The 19043-nt window shown below is 65.3% G+C and carries 16 protein-coding genes and 1 pseudogene; 6 read left to right on the forward strand and 11 right to left on the reverse strand.

All coding sequences use genetic code 11. From position 1 onward, the window contains the following. Positions 1-28 precede the first annotated feature (28 nt). From CDV49_RS09825 to CDV49_RS09840, 4 genes and pseudogenes are all read left to right on the forward strand, one after another. Positions 29-1571 (forward strand): annotated as a pseudogene (locus CDV49_RS09825) (ABC transporter ATP-binding protein). Next, on the forward strand, positions 1558-2637 hold the full coding sequence (locus CDV49_RS09830) for an ABC transporter permease (RefSeq protein WP_088215362.1): 1080 nt from the start codon (positions 1558-1560) through the stop codon (positions 2635-2637). The pseudogene CDV49_RS09825 and the gene CDV49_RS09830 overlap by 14 nt, the downstream one beginning before the upstream one ends. Then, entirely contained in the window at positions 2637-3563 is a 927-nt protein-coding gene (locus tag CDV49_RS09835) for an ABC transporter permease (protein WP_088215363.1), read from the forward strand. Before CDV49_RS09830 ends, CDV49_RS09835 begins: the two co-directional genes overlap by 1 nt. Positions 3564-3593: 30 nt before the next feature. Continuing rightward, the gene (locus CDV49_RS09840) at positions 3594-4676 is read left to right on the forward strand and encodes a BMP family ABC transporter substrate-binding protein (RefSeq protein ID WP_088215364.1); all 1083 of its coding nucleotides are present in this window, start codon (positions 3594-3596) and stop codon (positions 4674-4676) included. Positions 4677-5148: 472 nt separating this feature from the next. Here the strand turns inward: CDV49_RS09840 and CDV49_RS09845 are convergent, their stop codons facing one another. From CDV49_RS09845 to CDV49_RS09855, 3 genes are read right to left on the reverse strand one after another with little or no spacing between them, the layout of a single operon-like run. Continuing rightward, positions 5149-5568 (reverse strand): bleomycin resistance protein, encoded by a 420-nt coding sequence (locus CDV49_RS09845; protein ID WP_088215365.1) that lies wholly within the window; start codon positions 5566-5568, stop codon positions 5149-5151. A 20-nt stretch (positions 5569-5588) separates the two neighbouring features. Then, the gene (locus tag CDV49_RS09850) at positions 5589-8675 is read right to left on the reverse strand and encodes an efflux RND transporter permease subunit (protein WP_088215366.1); all 3087 of its coding nucleotides are present in this window, start codon (positions 8673-8675) and stop codon (positions 5589-5591) included. Continuing rightward, the gene (locus CDV49_RS09855) at positions 8672-9988 is read right to left on the reverse strand and encodes an efflux RND transporter periplasmic adaptor subunit (RefSeq protein ID WP_088215367.1); all 1317 of its coding nucleotides are present in this window, start codon (positions 9986-9988) and stop codon (positions 8672-8674) included. Before CDV49_RS09855 ends, CDV49_RS09850 begins: the two co-directional genes overlap by 4 nt. 119 nt (positions 9989-10107) lie before the next feature. On the opposite strand from CDV49_RS09855, the gene CDV49_RS20695 reads away from it, so the two are divergent. Next, a complete protein-coding gene (locus tag CDV49_RS20695) occupies positions 10108-10656 on the forward strand; it encodes a TetR/AcrR family transcriptional regulator (RefSeq protein ID WP_256947301.1) in 549 nt (182 codons plus the stop codon). A gap of 39 nt (positions 10657-10695) precedes the next feature. Beyond that, complete coding sequence (locus CDV49_RS09865) at positions 10696-11775, forward strand: NAD(P)/FAD-dependent oxidoreductase (protein WP_088215369.1); 1080 nt, start codon at positions 10696-10698, stop codon at positions 11773-11775. A 2-nt stretch (positions 11776-11777) separates the two neighbouring features. On the opposite strand, the gene CDV49_RS09870 is transcribed toward CDV49_RS09865, so the two are convergent. The 8 genes from CDV49_RS09870 to fba form a co-directional block, all read right to left on the reverse strand. Further along, the gene (locus CDV49_RS09870; protein WP_088215370.1) at positions 11778-12731 is read right to left on the reverse strand and encodes a YncE family protein; all 954 of its coding nucleotides are present in this window, start codon (positions 12729-12731) and stop codon (positions 11778-11780) included. Between the two features lie 160 nt (positions 12732-12891). Continuing rightward, positions 12892-13557 carry a phosphoglycolate phosphatase gene (gph, locus tag CDV49_RS09875; protein ID WP_088215371.1) on the reverse strand — a complete coding sequence of 222 codons (666 nt, stop codon included), beginning with the start codon at positions 13555-13557 and terminating at the stop codon, positions 12892-12894. After that, entirely contained in the window at positions 13554-14273 is a 720-nt protein-coding gene (locus tag CDV49_RS09880; RefSeq protein WP_088215372.1) for an HAD-IA family hydrolase, read from the reverse strand. Before CDV49_RS09880 ends, gph begins: the two co-directional genes overlap by 4 nt. Next, complete coding sequence (gene rpe, locus CDV49_RS09885; protein ID WP_088215373.1) at positions 14266-14985, reverse strand: ribulose-phosphate 3-epimerase; 720 nt, start codon at positions 14983-14985, stop codon at positions 14266-14268. Before rpe ends, CDV49_RS09880 begins: the two co-directional genes overlap by 8 nt. Continuing rightward, entirely contained in the window at positions 14982-15887 is a 906-nt protein-coding gene (gene cbbX, locus CDV49_RS09890) for a CbbX protein (protein ID WP_088215374.1), read from the reverse strand. Before cbbX ends, rpe begins: the two co-directional genes overlap by 4 nt. An 89-nt stretch (positions 15888-15976) precedes the next feature. After that, complete coding sequence (locus CDV49_RS09895; RefSeq protein ID WP_088215375.1) at positions 15977-16366, reverse strand: ribulose bisphosphate carboxylase small subunit; 390 nt, start codon at positions 16364-16366, stop codon at positions 15977-15979. 89 nt (positions 16367-16455) lie between these two features. Further along, on the reverse strand, positions 16456-17910 hold the full coding sequence (locus CDV49_RS09900; protein WP_088215376.1) for a form I ribulose bisphosphate carboxylase large subunit: 1455 nt from the start codon (positions 17908-17910) through the stop codon (positions 16456-16458). A 13-nt stretch (positions 17911-17923) separates the two neighbouring features. After that, complete coding sequence (gene fba / locus CDV49_RS09905; protein WP_088215377.1) at positions 17924-19003, reverse strand: class II fructose-bisphosphate aldolase; 1080 nt, start codon at positions 19001-19003, stop codon at positions 17924-17926. Positions 19004-19043 lie beyond the last annotated feature (40 nt).

Below are 19043 nucleotides of genomic sequence, written 5' to 3' on the forward strand. Positions count from 1 at the left end.
ACACAGCAAAACCGCCGCTGGCGGAGCCATGCCATTGCTCCGGGTGGAAGGCGTGACCAAGGCCTATCCCGGCGTGGTCGCGAACAGCAACGTCTCCTTCGTGGTGGATGCCGGTGAAGTCCATGCCCTGTTGGGAGAGAACGGCGCGGGCAAATCGACGCTGGTCAAGATGATCTATGGCCTCGTACGGCCGGATAGCGGGCGGATGACCTTTGCCGGTCAGCCCTATGCGCCCGCCGAACCCCGGGAGGCGCGGAGCCGTGGCGTTGCCATGGTCTTCCAGCATTTCTCGCTGTTCGAGGCGCTGACTGTGGCGGAGAACGTGGCGCTGGGGATGGAGAACCCGCCGCCGCTGCGCGCTCTCTCCTCCCGCATCCGGGAAGTGAGCGAGACCTACGGCCTGCCGCTCGACCCGGCGCGCCTGGTGGGCGATCTCTCCGCCGGCGAACGCCAGAGGGTCGAGATCATCCGCTGCCTCCTCCAGGATCCGAAGCTGCTCATCATGGACGAGCCGACTTCCGTCCTGACCCCGCAGGAGGTGGAGATCCTGTTCCGAACCCTGCGCCAGCTGTCGGCAGAGGGCACGTCGATCCTCTATATTTCCCACAAGCTGGAGGAGATCCGCTCGCTCTGCGACTCCGCCACCATCCTGCGACTGGGCAAGGTGGTGGGCGAATGCGCCCCGGCGGAGCGGAGCGCGCGCGAACTGGCGGAGATGATGGTCGGCACCACCCTGCAGACCCCCAGCCGCCCCGCCCTCTCCCCCGGCAAGCCGGTGCTGGAGGTGCGGAACCTTACGCTGTCCTCCCCCGCGGCCTTCGGCACCACCCTCCGGGACGTGACATTCACGGTGCGCGAAGGGGAAATCCTCGGCATCGGCGGTGTGGCCGGGAATGGTCAGGACGAGTTGCTGGCCGCGCTTTCGGGCGAGGCGCGATCAGCGCAGCAATGCGTGCTCCTCGAAGGCACCCCGATCGGCGCGATGGGTCCGGAGGAGCGGCGGGCGCGCGGCCTGCTGTCGGCTCCGGAGGAACGGCTGGGCCATGCCGCCGTGCCCGAGATGAGCCTGACGGAAAACGCCCTGCTCACCGGTGGCACGCGGGAGAACCTGCTGCGCAACGGCTTTATCGACTGGACCCGCGCCCGCAGCTTTGCAGCCAGGATCATCGGTGATTTCGATGTGCGCACACCCGGTACGGAAACCGCGGCCCGTGCCCTGTCAGGCGGCAACCTGCAGAAATTCGTCATCGGGCGGGAGGTGCTTCAATCGCCCCGCGCCCTCATCGTCAACCAACCCACTTGGGGCGTGGATGCGGCGGCGGCGGCGGCCATCCGGCAGTCGCTGATCGACCTTGCGGCCGGGGGCGCGGCGCTCGTGGTAATCAGTCAGGATCTGGACGAACTCATGGAAATCGCCGACCGTTTCGCGGCGCTGAACGAAGGACGCCTTTCAGAGCCGCGACCGACGCAGGGCCTGACGATCGAAGAAATCGGGCTGATGATGGGGGGGGGCCCATGGCATGCGCCCCGCCGATCCCGACGCGGGCGAGGTCTTGCATGATCCGGCTTGAGAAACGCGGGACGCCTTCCCGTCTCTGGGCGCTTGCGACGCCCCTCCTCGCCGTGGTCCTGACGATGATATTCGGCGGGCTGCTGTTTGCGCTTCTGGGCAAGGATCCCGTCATGGCGATCCGCACGATCTTCTGGGATCCGCTGTTTTCGGAGAACGCCTGGTATTACCGTCCCCAGCTTTTCGTAAAGGCGGCGCCGCTCATCCTGATCGCGACCGGCCTGTCGCTGGGCTTCCGGGCGGGCATCTGGAACATCGGGGCCGAGGGGCAATACATCATCGGCGCGATCTGCGGAGCTGCGGTGGCTCTCGCCTTCTACCCGGCGGAGGGGTGGTACATATTCCCGCTGATGGTGGTCGCGGCAGCGCTGGGAGGGTTCCTCTGGGCCATGATCCCGGCGGTGCTCAAAACCCGTTTCGGCACGTCGGAAATCCTTGTTTCGCTCATGCTGGTCTATGTGGCGGGGCACATTCTGTCCTGGGTGGCTTTCGGCCCGCTGAAGAACCCCCAAGGCTACGGCTTCCCGGGCAGCCGCAACCTCCAGCAGTATCCGCCCGCCGCCAACCCCGAGCTGTGGGACGGCACCGGCATCCACTGGGGTGTCATCGCGGCCGGTCTGGCGGTGGTCGCGACATGGGTGATCCTGTCCCGGCATATCCTGGGCTTTCGTATCCGCGTGGCAGGTCTGGCGCCACGGGCCGCGCGCTTCGCCGGAGTGAGCCCGGACCGGCTGGTGGTGCTTTGCCTTGGCATCTCGGGGGCGCTGGCAGGGTTGGCCGGCATGTTCGAGGTGTCCGGCCCCTCGGGCACATTGTCGCCCGACTTCGCCACCGGCTACGGCTTCACGGCGATTATCGTGGCGTTTCTCGGGCGCCTGCACCCTGTGGGCATCGTGCTTGCCGGGTTCCTGCTGGCACTGACCTATATCGGCGGAGAGATCGCGCAATCCACGCTGGGCCTTCCGGCCTCCGCCATACAGGCATTTCAGGGGATGCTGCTGTTCTTCCTGCTCGCGCTGGACGTTCTGCCCAACTATCGCATCCGCATCGCGAAGGAGACCGCGTGATGGTCATTGCCGGTTTCGACATTCCGACCCTTGTCGCCATGCTGATGGTCGCCTCGACCCCCATCCTCTTCGCCGCCATCGGTGAGCTGGTGGTGGAGCGCGCGGGCGTTCTGAACCTCGGAGTGGAAGGGATGATGATCTGCGGCGCGGTCTGCGGCTTCGCCACCACGATCCATACGACAAACCCTGTGCTGGGTATGCTCGGAGCGGCTCTGGGCGGGGCGCTCCTCGCGGCGCTTTTCGCGGTGCTGGTGCTGTTTTTGCTGTCCAATCAGGTCGCGACGGGGCTTGCGCTCACGCTCTTCGGGCTGGGGCTTTCTGCGCTCATCGGGCAGGGCTACAGCAGCATGCGCCCGGTGAGCACGCCGAAGCTGGACCTTGGCCCCCTGTCGGATCTGCCGGTGCTGGGGCCGATGCTCTTCCGTCATGACATCTGGGTCTACGGCTCGCTGCTTCTGACGCTTGCGGTCTGGTGGTGGCTGACGCGAACCCGCGGCGGGCTGGTGCTCCGCGCCGTGGGGGAAAACCACGACGCCGCCCATGCGCTCGGCTACCGTGTGCTGCGCATCCGCTTCCTCGCCATCCTGTTCGGCGGAGCCTGTGCCGGGCTGGGCGGAGGCTATCTCAGCCTCGTGCGTGTGCCGCAATGGACGGAGGGCATGACGGCCGGCGCGGGGTGGATCGCCCTTGCCATTGTCGTCTTTGCCTCCTGGCGGCCATGGCGCGCGGTTCTCGGCGCCTATCTCTTTGGCGGCGTCACTGTATTGCAGTTGAACCTGCAGGCGCGCGGGGTGAACATTCCGGTACAATACCTTTCGATGGCACCCTACGTCATCACCATCATCGTCCTCGTCCTCATATCGGGCGGGCGGCGGGCGCGGGGCGCGCCCGGGTCGCTCGGCCGGGTATTCCATGCCTCGTCCTGAGGCCAATTCCATTCAGTGGGAGAAACTTGAATGAACAGACGCGAACTTCTGGCCGGCGGTGCCGTTCTTGCCCTGGCGGCAGGGGGTATGGGACGCATGGCGCTGGCGCAGGATCCGGTGAAGGTTGGCTTCATCTATGTCGGCGTTCCGGGCGATGGCGGCTGGACCTATCAGCACGATCAGGCCCGCAAGGAAATGGAAGCGCATTTCGGTGGCCGCGTCGTCACCAGCGTCATCGAGAACGTACCGGAGGGCGCGGACGCCGAACGCGCGATCACGCAGCTCGCGCTTGCCGGCAACCAGCTCATCTTCACCACCTCCTTCGGTTTCATGGACGCCACGGTGAATGTCGCCGCCAAGTTCCCGAAGGTGAAGTTCGAGCATGCGACGGGCTACAAGAGCGGACCGAACCTCGCCACCTATGACGCCCGCTTCTACGAGGGCCGGGCGATCATGGGCACGCTTGCCGGGCGCATGACCAAGTCCAACAAGATCGGCTACATCGGCTCCTTCCCGATCCCCGAGGTGATCCAGGGCATCAACGCCTCCTTCATCCACGCGAAGAAGGTGAACCCGAACGTGGAGATCAAGGTGGTCTGGGCCTACACTTGGTTCGACCCCGCGAAGGAGGCCGATGCTGCCGCAGCGCTGATCGCCGAAGGCGTGGACGTGCTGCTCCAGCATACCGATTCCACCGCGCCGCAGGCCAAGGCGCAGGAGGCGGGCATCTTCTCCTTCGGTCAGGCTTCCGACATGTCGGCCTATGCGCCGAAGCCGCGGATCTCCTCCATCATCGACAACTGGGCCCCCTATTACATCGAGCGTGTGCAGCTTCTGCTCGACGGCAAGTGGGAGACGGCGCAGAACTGGGAAGGTATCGGCAGCGGAACGGTCGGGATCGGCGAGATCACCGATGCGGTCCCGGCGGAAGTGAAGGCGGAGGCGCTCGCGCTGAAGGACAAGATCGCGAAGGGCGAGTATCACCCCTTCACCGGCCCGCTGAACAAGCAGGACGGCTCGGTCTGGCTCAAGGAAGGCGAAGTGCCGGATGACGGCATGCTTCATGGGCTGAACTTCTATGTCGAGGGCATTCAGGGCAAGATCCCGAGCTGATCGGGCAATCGCAGTGATCGACGGGCATCCGCCGATCACTGCCGGAACAGCACCGGAGTCGGACAGACGTCTTGGGAGGAGTGCCCGTCTTCCTCTCCGCTGTCCAATGGCCGACCTCGGGCACCGTCAAGACTTCGTGCTCCGTCCTGAACGGGGCGGCGCGCCAATCTCCTCACAGGGCGTCGGTGGCGAGATGTGCAAGAGCCCTCCCAGCATCCGGTACCGTCAAACTGACCCTGTCGATCCGCAAACATGTCTGCCAGTGTCATCAAGATCGAAGCGCACAGGTCAGACCCTTAGCAGGCTGCTGAAAAAAGTCCTGACAGGTCATGGTTACGCCGTCGAAAATCGGCCCGACGATGGTCCGAAATCTACCGGTATCCGGGTGTATTTCGTCAGAGCAGGAAAGATTTCGCTCGCATGCGGTCCTGAAGGCCCTTTTGCAGCAGCCTGTAAGCGCCCGCGGCGCATGTCAGGCCGGCCGATGGCCAAGGTGCTCGTGAAAGCGCAGGAGATATCCGTCTGGGTCCGCAATGATGAACTGCCGGTTGCCAACCTCCCCCGCGCCCGTTCGATACCATCGCTCTTCCACCGGCAGGTAGAGGGAGAGGCCGGCCCCCTCCAGGGCGGCGAGCAAGGGCGCGATCCGCGCCACGCAAATCTGCAGATTCATGCCTCTGCCGAGCGGCGCCTGCCACGGCCCCTGCCCCGCGTCGCAGGTTCGGCCCTTGCCGATCTCGTCTATCATGAGATCGGCGGCCCCGAGGCGCAGATAGCTGAACCCTTCCTCCGGCCGCTCATAGACGACCGCGAACCCCAGAAGATCACAGTAGAAGCACCGCGACCGCCGCCAATCCGTGACCGCCAGTTCAGGCACCAGATCGTTCGCCATGGCCCCGCGGCCCGAGCCGCTCAATGGGCTTCGGAGGTGGTTGCCATCGCTTCCGGATCGGGTTTCTCCGGCTCGGGCGGCAGATCCTTCTCGGCGATGTAGCTGTAGAACATCGGCACCACGAAGAGGGTAAAGGCAGAACCGATCATCAGCCCGGTAAAGATTACCAACCCCATGGAATAGCGCGCGGCCGCACCCGCACCGGCCGCCGTGATGAGCGGCACCACACCCAACGCCATCGCCGCCGTCGTCATGAGGATCGGGCGGAGACGCACACGGGCAGAGACGATGATCCCCTCCTCCCGGCTCAGGTTATGCTCGCGCCGCTGCTGATTGGCGAATTCCACGAGCAGGATGCCGTGCTTGGTAATCAACCCGACAAGCGTGATCAGCCCCACCTGCGTGTAGATGTTCAGCGTGGAGGCGCCGAGGTTCAGCGGCACGATGGCGCCAAAGATCGACAGCGGCACGGACATCATGATGATGAACGGGTCGCGGAAGCTTTCGAACTGCGCGGCCAGCACGAGGTAGATCACGATGACAGCCGCCCCAAAGGCGATGAGAATGGTATTCCCCTCCGTCACCTCGAGCCGCGACTGGCCGGAATAGTCGATGAAGAACCCTTCGGGCAGCACATCCTGCGCGAGCCCCACGATGGTCTGCAACCCGTCTCCCGTGGAAACCCCGGGGAGAGGCAGGGCAGAGATCGTGGCGGAGTTCAGCTGGTTGAACTGTTCGATGGCGGTCGGCGAGACGTTGGTCTTGATGTCCACCAGCGCGGACAGAGGCACCATGTCCCCCGTCGTCGCGCGAATGAAGAAATCGCCCAGCCGTTCGGGGTTGTTGCGGTAGATGTCCGGCACCTGCATGATGACGTCGTAGCTGTTGGAATCCCGGTCGAACTGACTGATCTTGTTACCGCCGACCAGCAGCGTCAGCGTCTGACCGATGGTCTGGGCGGGCACGTTCATCGCTGCCGCGCGATCCCGGTCGATGGTGATGGTCACCTGCGTCTGGGTATATGCAAGCGAGTTCTGCACCACGATGAACTGGCCTGAAGCCTGCGCCTTCAGCCGGACTTCCTCCGCCAGTTCATAGACGTTGGAGGATGGCCCCGTCGATTGCAGCACCATGGAGATCGGCAGTCCACCCCCTGTCCCCGGCAGCGTCGGCGGTGCAAAGACGAAGGCCTCCACCCCGGTGACGGGAGCGATCCGCGCCTGCAGATCCTGCTGGATCTCCGCCTGACCGCGGTCCCTGTCTGCCCAGTCCTTGAACGCCCAGAGCGCGATGGCGGAATTGGTGCCGCCCCCGAAACCGACGATGGAGAAGTTGGCCTTCAGCTCCGGCAGATCCTTTGTCAGGTCACGCATCTGGTTGACGTAGGCGGCCGTGTAATCGACCGTCGCATTGGAAGGGCCGTTGATGATCGAGAAGAGCGCGCCCTGATCCTCCTCCGGCGCCAGTTCGGAAGAGGTGCGTGTGAACAGGAAGCCCATCAGCGTCACCAGAACGATCACCATCAGCAGCGTGATCGGCCGGTATCTCAGAGATCCCCGCACAAGCCGCTCATAGCGGTCGGCCAGCTTCTCGAAGGTGGTATCGACGAACTTCTGGAAGCGGCTTGCCTCCCCCTTCTTCAGCAGCCGTGCCGACATCATCGGCGTGATGGTGAGGGCGATCAACCCGGAGATCATCACCGCGCCCGCGAGCGTCAGGGCGAATTCCCGGAACAGCGCGCCGGTCAACCCTCCGGTGAAAGCCAGCGGCGCGAACACCGCGGCCAGGGTGATCGTCATGGCGACGATGGGGCCGATGATCTCCTGCATCCCCTTGAAGGAGGCCTGCATCGGGCTCAACCCTTCCTCGATATGGCGATGGATGTTCTCCACCACCACGATCGCATCATCCACCACCAGCCCGATGGCGAGCACCATGGCCAGAAGCGACAGCAGGTTGATGGAGAATCCCAGCACATAGAGGATGAACAGCACCCCGATCAGCGACAGCGGGATGGTTACAATCGGCATCAGCACCGACCGGAAGGAGCCGAGGAACAGCAGGATGACCACCACCACGATGGCCACCGCCTCCAGGATGGTCTTGAACACCTCCTCGATGGAGGCGGAGATCTGCTCCGTCGCATCGTACATCAGCGTCATGGTCATGCCGCTGGGCAGAGTGTTCTGGATCGCGGGCAGTTCCTCCAGCACGGCGGAGGACACGGTCAGCGGGTTGGCGGAGGGCGTCGGGAACACGCCGATGAACGTCCCCGGCTCACCGTTGAAATTCACGATGGTGTCGCTGGAGGCAGCGGCGAGCTCCACCCGCGCGATGTCGCGAAGCCGCACCACGTCATCGCCCTCTGCCTTCACCGGGAGAGCCCCGAAGGTTTCGGGCGTCTGCAGCGTGGACTGCATGGTGATCGGATAGGCGACAAGCTCGTTCCGCGTCTTGCCCGGCGCGGCGAGGAAGTTCGACGTCGTGATCGCCTGATAGACATCGGCGGCGGTAAGCTGATGCCCCGCCATCAGGATCGGGTCGATCCAGATCCGCATGGAATATTCGGATGCGCCCAGCACATCCACCTCTGCCACACCCGGAATGGTGGACATGCGGGGCCGGATCACGCGTTCGATGTATTCGGTGACCTGTTCAGAGGTCATGTTGGGGTTCTGGAACGCGAAATACATCGTCGCGAACTGCATCCCCGTGCCCTTGACGATCGTCGGATCCTCGGCCTCGGACGGCAGTTGGCTGCGCACCTCCTGCACCTTCGACATGACTTCCGTCAACGCCGCGTCCGGGTCCGAGCCGAGCCGCATGTTCACTGTCACGATGGAGGTGGAAGGCAGCGACTTCGAACTCACATAGTCGATGTTCTCCGTCGTGGCGACGGACCGGGCAATGGGCGCGGTGATGAAGCCCTGCATCAGATCGGCAGAGGCGCCGGGATAGGTGGTCGTGACGGTGATCACCGTCTCATCGACCTCAGGATACTCCCGCACCTGAAGCGAAAACAGCCCCTGAATCCCCAGGAGAATGATGAGCGCGCCGAGAACCGTGGACAGGACGGGGCGGCGGATGAAGATGTCCGAAAAGCTCATTGGCCAGTCGTCCCGCCGCCAGTCGTTCCGCCACCGGTCGTTCCATCACGATCAGCGCCAGTGCCCTGGGGGCCCGTGCCTTGGGGGCCCGCATCGCCGTTCCCATTCGTGCCGCTTCCCGTCGCTGGTGCATCCTGCCCCGCCTGGGTGCCAGCTTCGGTGGCATCGCTGTCCACCGGGTCGCGACCCACGCCGCCGGAGCGGATATAGGCCTCGGTTTCCTGAACAGCGGGGTTGATGGCGTTGTCGATCTCTGCGGGCTGACCGTTGCTCAACCGGTTCTGCCCGGCGGTCACCACGCGATCCCCGTCCTTCACCCCCGAAACGATCTCCGCGACGGGGCCGGAGCGGCGACCGATCGTCACGAAGGACTGGCGGACTTCCAGCTGCTCGGCATTGTCCTGTTTCGGCTGCACGAGATAGACATAGTCACCGTAAAGGCTTGAGATGACGGCAGTCAGCGGCACGGCGATCACGCCCTTCTCTTCCGGCAGCGCCACGGCGATGCGGACGAACTGGCCCGGCGTCAGTTGCTGGCCCGGGTTGGCCACCGATCCGCGCACGGAAACGAGCCTGCTTTGCGGATCGACGCGCGGATCGATACCCGTCACCTGCCCTGCCAGCCCTTCGGTCATGCCACCTGCCCAGACGTTGAGCTGCTGCGTAATCGAAAGCTCCCGGAGACGCTGCTCCGGCACACTGAAATCGACGCGCATCGTCTCCAGATCCTGGAGCGTCGCGACAGTGGTGCCAGGCGAGACATACTGGCCAAGGTCCACCCGCGGGATGCCGACGGTTCCGGGGAACGGCGCATCGAGATTGCGCTGATCCAGCACCGCCACCGTGGAGGCAAGCTGAGCCTCGGCCGCGCGGGCGGAGGCTTCCGCCTCCTCCAGCGAGACATTGGTGGAGACGCCGCGGCGCTGAAGCTGCTGGTTCCGCGCAAGGGTCTGCCGGGTCAGATCGACCTGCGTCCGCGCGGCTTCCACATCGGCGGCCTGCACACGGCTGTCCAGCCGAAGGAGTGTCTCCCCCTGCGCCACCTTGTCATTGGCGGTGAACAGGATTTCCCGCACGACCCCTGCCGTCTCGACCGTCAGCTGGACGCCCTGAGACGCGTTGGCCGTCCCGATCGCCTCGATCACCGGAGACCAGGTGACCGGCTTCACGTCATAAACGGCAACCGTCGCGGGCGGCACCTGACGGTTGGCAAAGAAATCCGCGATCATCTTGGACCGGAACAGGTTGAACCCGACAAGGCCGCCCGCAACGATGGCAAGCAGGATGACGGCAATGGCAAGTCTCTTGAACATTCGGACCCTTTCCGGCACGGGGCCCTGCCCGATCTCGGGTCGGGCCAACGGGGCCGATCCTATCACATAGTGTTGAAAACGGCCACGTTTTGACTGTACCGTCCAGACGGTTCTGTCAAGTGGAGGGATTTCCCCTGAACCGCGCGCGAGGCACTGCAAAAGAGCGAATTCTGTATGCTGCGGAGGCGGTCGTGCGGAAGCAGGGCGCGCGCAAGATGTCCCTTGATGCCGTGGCGGAACGCGCTGGCGTGTCAAAGGGCGGGCTGCTTTACCATTTCCCTTCAAAAACGCGGCTGCTGGAAGCGGTGGTCTCATCGCATCTGAACCGGTTCGACTCCGATATCTCCGGGCGTCCGGGGCTGGATGCGGCGGACGGTCTGCTCCGCGCCTATCTGGCCGAGATGCTTCACCGTCTGGCCGAAGGCGCGCCCCCGGCCAGCGGAATGCTTGCCGCAGCGGCGGAGAACCCCGCGATCCTCGGTCCCGCGCGACACTATGGGCGGGACCTGCTGGAGCGGCTCCGCGCCAATTCCGCCGATCCCGAACGGGCGACCATGATCTTTCTGGCGGTGCAGGGCATCTGGATGGCGCAGTTTCTGGGCCTCGACCTCATCCCGCGGGAGGAAGCGAGGGAGGTGCTGGAGCGGATGGGCACCAAGCTCACCTGACCCCTTTCCCGGCCTGCCCCGGCATGGCATGACATACGAATGGACAGTGATTTCCTTATCATCGGCGGCGGGATCGCCGGCATCTCGGCTGCGGCGCGGCTTTCGTATCTGGGGCGGGTCATCGTGCTGGAGGCGGAGCCGCATCTGGCCTATCACGCCTCCGGCCGCTCCGCCGCGCTCTATGAGGAGGGCTATGGCGCTCCGGCCGTGGTGGCGCTGAACCGGGCGAGCAAGGATTACCACTTCGACCCGGCACGGGAGCTGACCACGCCCCGGGGCGTGATGATCGTCGGGCGTGCGGGGGAGGAGGACGTGTTTCGCGCAGATGCCGCACAGATGCATCTTTCCCCCGTCACGCTGGAGGAAGCCCGCGCCCGTGTTCCCGTCCTGAACCCTGACACGGTCGCGCATGTCGCGGTGGGCGACGGGGCGCGCGACATAGACACCGACCGGCTCGTGCAGGCCTTTGCGCGGGAGGCGCGGGGGAATGGCGCGCTGATCGTCACCGGCGCTCCGGTGGATACGATCCGCAGGCGCTCCGGTGGCGGTTGGGAGGTGCAGTCGGGCGCGCGGGGTTGGTCGGGGCGAATCCTCGTCAATGCGGGCGGGGCTTGGGTGGACAGGGTGGCAGCGCTCGCGGGTGTCGCTCCGCTCGGCTTCACGCCTTATCGCCGCTCCATGGCGCGCATTCCCGCACCCGGCGGCCATGACGTCAGCGGGTGGCCGATGATCTTCGGCGCGGGTGAGACATGGTATGCCAAACCCGATGCAGGCAAGCTCATCGTCTCGCCCGCCGACGAAGACCCGGCCGAGCCGCATGACGCCTATCCCGATGACATGGTGCTGGCCGAGGGGCTGGCGCGCTATGAGGAAATGGTGACCGCTCCCGTCACGCGGGTCGAGTCAAGCTGGGCAGGATTGCGGACCTTCGCGCCGGACAGGGTGCTGGTCATCGGTTTCGACCCGCACGTGCCGGATTTCTTCTGGCAGGCCGGACAGGGCGGCTACGGCTTCCAGACCAGCCCCGCAGCCAGCCGCCTCGCCGCCGATCTTGTGGGAGGGATGGCGCCGGAACTCGACGCGGCCACCGTCGCCGCGCTCTCCCCCGCGAGGTTCTGAGATCAGTTCGTATCGGCGATGAAGGAACCGAAGGCGCGCGGGCCGGGCGGCATGGCAATCTCCTGCTCGACCGTCAACGTCTCGCCGTCTATGCGCATCACGCTGTCGCTGAACCAGTTGGCGACAAAGAGCGTGCGCCCGTCCGCAGCCACGGAAATCCCCTCGGGATAGTCCCCGACCGTCACCTGACCGGTCACCGCCAGCGTCGCGGGATCAAAGACGGTGAGCGTGCCGCCATACTGATCCGTCACGAACCCCCGGCCGGCGGCAAAAGCGACGGTATAGGGCCGTTCGCCCGTTTCCACCTTGCCCACCACGGCGCGGCGCCCCAGATCGACCACCGTCACGCTGTTGTCGAGCACATCGGCCACATAGGCCCGCCCCTCCCACAATGTGACGCCGAAGGGATGATGGCCGACGGGGACCCGCTCCACCACCGCCCCCGAGCCGAGATCGAACAGGCTCAGCGTGTCGGAATCGCGGTCGGTCACGGCGAGCAGGCGTCCGTCATCCGACACGGCGACACCGGAGGGATTGGCGCCGGTCTCGAAACTCCGCACGACCGCCCCGGTGGCCGGATCCACCTCATGCGCATGCCCTTCCCAATCGGTGACGAAAACGTGGCGCGAGATCGGATCATAGGCGATGCCGAAGGGCGCTCCGGGCAGCGGGTGACGCATGATCTCCCGCCCATCCAGCCCGATGACGTGCAGCATGCGGGACTTCACCGCGACGACAAAGGCGCGGGCATCGCGCCCGTCCACCGCGACGGAAACCGGATCTCCCGGCACGTCCAGCGTGCTGCGGGCGGCACCGCTCTGCAGGTCGAGTATGGTGACCTTTCCTGCGTTCTGCGAGGTGACGACTGCAAGGTCCAGCGCCGCGGCCGGGCTGCCAAGGAGAAGCAGCGCTGCGCAGATTCCGCCCGCGCACCCTGTCATCGATCCGTTCGCCATCGGCCTCTCCCTGCTTGACGGCGCCACCATTCCCGGAGCCGGGCGCAGGGTCCAGTGGGAAAAGAGTCCTACCCCCGGAGAGCGGGGCCCTTGGGGAGCGAAGCCCTGAGCGCGGGACAGACGACCGTTGCCGATCCTTACGGAAAACGCCCTGCGCCGCTCAGGCGGGCGACGTTGCAGGATCGACAAACGCAGGATTGATGAGCGCGGGAAGATCGGCCCAGTCGGAGAAGTGGAACCGGGAGGGGAACATGTCCAGATCCTCGCGCGCGTAGCCCCCGGTGAAGATCCCGAACGGGATCCTGCCCGCTTCCGCCGCGCGGGCGTCTATCTCGCTGTCGCCGATGAACACCGCCTCGCCACCGCCAAGCACGTCGATCGTGTGGAGCACGGGGAGCGGGGACGGCTTGCGTTCGGCCAGCGTGTCGCCTGCCGTCACCTGATCGAAAACCGCGAGATCGAGCGCTTCGAGCAGCAGCCCCGTCGCGCGCGCGGGCTTGTTGGTGCAAAGACCCAGCCGTGCGCCCCGGTCGCGCAGTTGAGCAAGCGCTTCCCTGACCCCGGGAAACACGGTGGTGCGGACGGCGGGATTGCGCTCGTATTCCGCAAGGAAAGAAGTGTGCCACGGCTCCAGCAGCGCCGGATCGGCGCCCACTGCGGCGATCACCCGCTGCATGAGAACGCGCGTCCCCTCACCGATGAAACTGCGCACCGCCGTCAGCGGCAGCGGCGGCACGCTGTTTTCCGCAAGCACATGGTTCACGGCCGCGTGAATGTCGGCAGCACTGTCGATCAGCGTTCCGTCAAGGTCGAAGACAACAATCATGCGGCCACCCAGGTTCGTCTGTTCAGCCTTGTCCGAAGGCCTGTCAGCCCACCCAGATCAGAGAAGCAGGACAGCTGCAACGTCGGATTTTCCGCGGCCTCGCCCTGCGTGAAGACCCCCTGCGAGAGAACCACGGGGATGCCCGCGCCCAGCGCCGACAGAACGCCGTTGCGCGAATCCTCGAATGCCACCGCCTCGCCCGGCGCGACGCCGAGCATGGAGAGCGCCAGACGGTAGACATCGGGCGCAGGTTTCTTGGCCCGCACCATGTCGCCCGCAGCCACGGCGTCGAACACATCCCCCGCGCCCACGCCGAAGCCTGCGCGGCAAAGGGCCTCCACATTCGCGGGCGTGGTGGTGGTCGCCACGCCCAGCAGGCAACCCGCCGCGCGCGCCTCCGCGACAAGCGCGGCGATCCCGGGACGGAGCGGTATGCCCTGCGCCAGAAGAAGGCCGAACCTGCGCGTCTTTTCCGCATGAAGCGCGGCCACGGGCCAGTCTTCCGGCGTCTCGCCGATCTCCTCCAGAAAGCGGGAAATGCGCTCCTTGCCACCTGTTGTCGTCAGCAGGTCGCGATACTGGTCGCGGGACCAGTGCCACGGCAGGCCACGGGCCGCGAAGGTTTCGTTGAACGCGGCAAGGTGGAGATCCTCCGTTTCCGCCAGCGTGCCATCCACGTCGAAGATGAGCGCGCGCGGCCAGCGATGGTCAGACATGGGCTTCCTCCCTTCTGCGCGGAACCGCCGCTTCGGCAGCGGCGCGTATGGCGCGGATGTTGTTGCCGTAGGGGGCGGGATCGGCCACCGATCCGCCTTTGAACACCGCAGACCCCGCAACCAGCACATCCGCGCCAGCCGCGGCGACAAGCGGGGCCGTCTCGGGCGTCACGCCGCCGTCGATCTCGATATGCACCGGGCGGTCACCGATCAGCGCGCGGAGCCTGCGCACCTGATCGACCTGGCTCGCGATGAATTTCTGGCCGCCGAAGCCGGGGTTGACTGTCATCACGCAGACCAGTTCGACCATGTCGAGCAGCGCCGCCGCCGCCTCCACCGGAGTGCCCGGATTGAGGGCCAGCCCCGGCCGCATTCCGGCGCCCCGGATGGCCTGCAAGGTCCGATGGATATGCGGGCCGGCCTCCAGATGCGCGGTCAGGATATCCGCCCCCGCCGCCGCGAAAGCGTCGATATAGCTGTCAACCGGGGCGATCATCAGGTGAACATCCATGACGCCCCGGATATGGGGCCGGATCGCCGTGCAAAGCTGCGGGCCGAAGGTCAGGTTCGGCACGAAATGCCCGTCCATCACATCGACATGGACCCAGTCGGCGCCCTCTGCCTCTATCGCCTCGCACTCCCGCCCGAAATCCGCGAAATCGGCGGAGAGGATGGAGGGCGCGATACGGATGCGTCTGTCGAACGTGCTCATGTCTCCGCCCCGATCTTCAGCCCGCCGCTGAAGACGCGGCTGACGTTGATGTCCTCGGCCTCGATCCGGCTCAGGGTGGCCGCGTCCACCGGTCCCGTGGAGGTGGTGAACAGCCGATTGGCCTGCCGGAGCCGCGCGCGATCCAGCGCGTTGCGGATGGACCGCGCATTGGCGAAATGCGGTTGCTGGCGGCGGAGGGCGATATAGTCGGTCAACACCTGCGACGCCTCATCCGTCAGGGTGTAGTTCTGATCCTCCAGCATGTGATCGGCGATGCGATGCAACTCCCCGTCGGTGTAGTCCGGGAATTCGATGTGATGCGCGATGCGCGAGCGGAAGCCCGGATTCGACTGGAAGAACCTGTCCATCCGGTCGGCATACCCCGCGAGGATGACGACGAGATCGTCACGGTTGTTCTCCATCACCTGCAGCAGGATCTCGATGGCCTCCTGCCCGTAATCACGCTCGTTGTCCGGGCGGTAGAGGTAATAGGCCTCATCGATGAACAGCACGCCGCCCATCGCCTTCTTCAGCACTTCCTTGGTCTTGGGCGCGGTATGGCCGATATACTGGCCAACGAGATCATCCCGCGTGACGGAGACAAGGTGCCCTTTGCGCACATAGCCCAGCCGATGCAGCAGCCCGGCCATCTTCATCGCCACGGTGGTCTTGCCCGTCCCCGGATTTCCGGTGAAGGACATGTGCAGCGTCGGCGTTTCCTGGCTCAACCCCATCTGGCGGCGCGCGCGGTCCACCAGCAGCAGCGCCGCCGTTTCCCGGATGCGCTCCTTCACGGGTGCAAGGCCGATCAGCTCACGGTCCAGCTCGTCCAGCACTTCGCGGACGCCGGAGCTTTCGTATTCGGCAGCAAGATCGACGGTCAGCGGCGTGTCGGCGTTCATGGTGATTGCTCCGTTTGGCAGGGATCGGGCGTTCCCCCGGCCGGAGGGGATGACCAGGGAAAGAAGCCGGGGGAACGCAGAGGTTACCCTTAGCGGACGACCTCATGGGTGTAGCGGATGGAGCGGCCGTCCACCTCGGTCCGCACCATGCGGATCCGCGGCTCGACCTTCGGACGGTTGACGATGAAGCTCATCGTGACCGTCTCGAACCCGCGCGTGCTGTCGAAAGCGTTCAGGCGGATGTAGCTGTCGGGGAACGCCTTGCGGCATTCGTCCAGCTCCATCATCACGCCCTTGGCGTCCCGCAGGTCGAACATCGGGTTGCCCCACATCTCCCAGTAGGTATTCCGGGGGTGCGGTTCGTCCGTATATTCGACACCGATGGCCCAGCCCTTGGAGAGGCAATATTCCACCTGTGCGGTGATCTGCTCGTCCGTCAGGTCGGGCAGGAAAGAAAAGCAGCCTTGAGTGATACGCATCCTGGCCTCCTTTGAGGTATTGCGATGGCGGCGGGACACCCCGCCCGTTTCCGGTGCGCCCCCCGGGGTAAGGGGGGCGTCAGGTGCCGTCAGCTCACCCCGGCGGTCGGAACGAAGTCCGACGTGTCGGTGGAGGTGTAGTTGAAGCTGATGTTGCCCCAAGTATCGAGGGCGGCTTCCAGCGGCTTGCACCACTTGGCGGCCTTGCGCAGCACTTCGGGACCTTCGTTCCTGATGTCCACGCCTTCGTTCCGGGCCTGGATCATCGCCTCCAGCGCCACGCGGTTCGCTGTCGCGCCCGCCTGGATGCCCATCGGGTGACCGATGGTGCCGCCGCCGAACTGAAGCACCACATCCTCGCCGAACAGGTCGATGAGCTGGTGCATCTGGCCGGCGTGAATGCCGCCGGAGGCCACGGGCATCACCTTCTTGAGGTCGGCCCAGTCCTGCTCGAAATAGATGCCGCGCTCCAGATCGACCGGGTTATGCATCTCACGGCAGACGTTGTAATAGCCCTGCACGGTGGGCGGATCGCCTTCCAGCTTGCCGACCGCGGTGCCTGCGTGGATATGGTCCACGCCCGCCAGCCGCATCCATTTCGCGATCACGCGGAAGGAGATGCCGTGACCCTTCTGGCGCGTGTAGGTGCCGTGGCCCGCGCGGTGGAGGTGCAGGATCATGTCGTTCTGGCGGCACCATTCGGAGATCGACTGGATTGCCGTGTAGCCGATGATCAGGTCGATCATGACGATGACGGAGCCGAGCTGCTTGGCGAATTCCGCCCGGCGATACATCTCCTCCATCGTGCCGGCGGTGATGTTGAGGTAGTGGCCCTTGATCTCGCCGGTTTCCGCCTGCGCCTTGTTCACCGCCTCCATGCAGTAGAGGAACCGGTCGCGCCAGTGCATGAAGGGCTGCGAGTTGATGTTCTCGTCATCCTTCATGAAGTCGAGCCCGCCCTTCAGGCCCTCATAGACCACCCGGCCGTAGTTCTTGCCCGACAGGCCGAGCTTGGGCTTCGTCGTGGCGCCCAGCAGCGGGCGGCCGAACTTGTCCAGACGCTCGCGCTCCACCACGATGCCGGTCGGCGGCCCCTTGTAGGTCTTCACATAGGCGATCGGCAGGCGCATGTCCTCCAGCCGCGCGGCCTTCAACGGCTTGAAGCTGAAGACGTTTCCGATGATCGAGGCGGTAAGGTTCGCGATGGAGCCTTCCTCGAACAGGATGAGGTCATAGGCCACGTAGCAGAAGAACTCCCCCGGACGGCCCGGAACCGGTTCAACCTTGTAGGCCTTGGCGCGATACTGGTCGCAGGCCGTCAGCCGGTCGGTCCAGACGACGGTCCAGGTGGCGGTGGAGCTTTCCCCGGCAACGGCGGCGGCGGCCTCGATCGGGTCCACGCCCTCCTGCGGGGTGATGCGGAACAGCGCCAGCAGGTCGGTATCCTTGGGCACGTAGTCACCGTCCCAGTAACCCATCTGCGCGTATTTGAGCACACCCGCCTTGTAGCGTTCCTTGCCCTTGATTTCCTTCATCTCTGTCATGGCACGGCCCTCCTCAGGCAGCCTTGGCGGTGGAATTGCTGGATGAGAGCGCGCCCGAGGCGTAACGCCGGGCCATCTCGTCCATCGGAATGACGCGAATCTTCGAGGCGTTTCCGGCGGTGCCGAAGGCTTCGAAACGATCGCGGCAGAGCTTCGCCATGCTGTCCATGGCGGGCTTCAGGAATTTGCGCGGATCGAACTCGCGCGGGGTGGTCTTTGCGATGCGGCGGAACTCCGACGTCATCGCCATGCGGCAGTCGGTGTCGATGTTGACCTTCCTCACCCCGTGACGGATGCCGCGCACGATCTCCTCCACCGGCACGCCGAAGGTCTGGGGCATTTCGCCGCCGTTTTCGTTGATGATGTCCTGCAACTCCTGCGGCACGCTGGAGGAGCCATGCATCACCAGATGCGTGTTCGGCAGGCGGGAGTGGATCTCCTCGATCACCTTCATGGCGAGGATGTCGCCATCCGGCTTGCGGGAGAACTTGTAGGCCCCGTGGCTGGTGCCGCAGGCGATGGCCAGCGCGTCCACCCCGGTCCGGGCAACGAAGTCCACGGCCTGATCGGGGTCGGTCAGCAGCAGGGCATGGTCGATCTTGCCCTCCACGCCATGCCCGTCCTCCGCCTCGCCTTCGCCGGTCTCCAGCGAGCCGAGCACGCCCAGCTCCCCTTCGACACTGGCGCCGACCCAATGCGCCATGCGGGAGACGCGCTCCGTGATGGTCACGTTGTAGTCGTAGTCGGCGGGCGTCTTGGCATCGGCCTTGAGCGAGCCGTCCATCATGACGGAGGTGAAGCCGTGACGGATCGCGGTGAGACAGGTCGCCTCGTCGTTCCCGTGGTCCTGATGCATGCAGAGCGGGATCTCGGGATAGATCTCGGCCAGCGCCTCGATCATCTTGGCCAGCATGATGTCGTTGGCGTAGCTGCGCGCGCCCCGGCTCGCCTGGATGATGACCGGCGCGTCAACCGCGCGGGCCGCCTCCATGATGGCGAGGCCCTGCTCCATGTTGTTGATGTTGAAGGCCGGAACGCCGTAGCCGCGTTCCGCGGCATGGTCGAGAAGCTGCCTGAGTGTGATGAGTGCCATCCGTAATCCTCCCTAGATCAGCCGTCCGATGGCGGCGGCG

Source organism: Haematobacter genomosp. 1 (assembly GCF_002196855.1).
Classification (GTDB): domain Bacteria; phylum Pseudomonadota; class Alphaproteobacteria; order Rhodobacterales; family Rhodobacteraceae; genus Haematobacter.

Bases quoted from the DNA above. Each gene is read 5' to 3' on its own strand.
- CDV49_RS09830 (WP_088215362.1), top strand. From the start codon at position 1,558: ATGATCCGGCTTGAGAAACGCGGGACGCCTTCCCGTCTCTGGGCGCTT.
- CDV49_RS09835 (WP_088215363.1), top strand. From the start codon at position 2,637: ATGGTCATTGCCGGTTTCGACATTCCGACCCTTGTCGCCATGCTGATG.
- CDV49_RS09840 (WP_088215364.1), top strand. From the start codon at position 3,594: ATGAACAGACGCGAACTTCTGGCCGGCGGTGCCGTTCTTGCCCTGGCG.
- CDV49_RS09845 (WP_088215365.1), bottom strand. From the start codon at position 5,568: ATGGCGAACGATCTGGTGCCTGAACTGGCGGTCACGGATTGGCGGCGG.
- CDV49_RS09850 (WP_088215366.1), bottom strand. From the start codon at position 8,675: ATGAGCTTTTCGGACATCTTCATCCGCCGCCCCGTCCTGTCCACGGTT.
- CDV49_RS09855 (WP_088215367.1), bottom strand. From the start codon at position 9,988: ATGTTCAAGAGACTTGCCATTGCCGTCATCCTGCTTGCCATCGTTGCG.
- CDV49_RS09865 (WP_088215369.1), top strand. From the start codon at position 10,696: ATGGACAGTGATTTCCTTATCATCGGCGGCGGGATCGCCGGCATCTCG.
- CDV49_RS09870 (WP_088215370.1), bottom strand. From the start codon at position 12,731: ATGGCGAACGGATCGATGACAGGGTGCGCGGGCGGAATCTGCGCAGCG.
- gph (WP_088215371.1), bottom strand. From the start codon at position 13,557: ATGATTGTTGTCTTCGACCTTGACGGAACGCTGATCGACAGTGCTGCC.
- CDV49_RS09880 (WP_088215372.1), bottom strand. From the start codon at position 14,273: ATGTCTGACCATCGCTGGCCGCGCGCGCTCATCTTCGACGTGGATGGC.
- rpe (WP_088215373.1), bottom strand. From the start codon at position 14,985: ATGAGCACGTTCGACAGACGCATCCGTATCGCGCCCTCCATCCTCTCC.
- cbbX (WP_088215374.1), bottom strand. From the start codon at position 15,887: ATGAACGCCGACACGCCGCTGACCGTCGATCTTGCTGCCGAATACGAA.
- CDV49_RS09895 (WP_088215375.1), bottom strand. From the start codon at position 16,366: ATGCGTATCACTCAAGGCTGCTTTTCTTTCCTGCCCGACCTGACGGAC.
- CDV49_RS09900 (WP_088215376.1), bottom strand. From the start codon at position 17,910: ATGACAGAGATGAAGGAAATCAAGGGCAAGGAACGCTACAAGGCGGGT.
- fba (WP_088215377.1), bottom strand. From the start codon at position 19,003: ATGGCACTCATCACACTCAGGCAGCTTCTCGACCATGCCGCGGAACGC.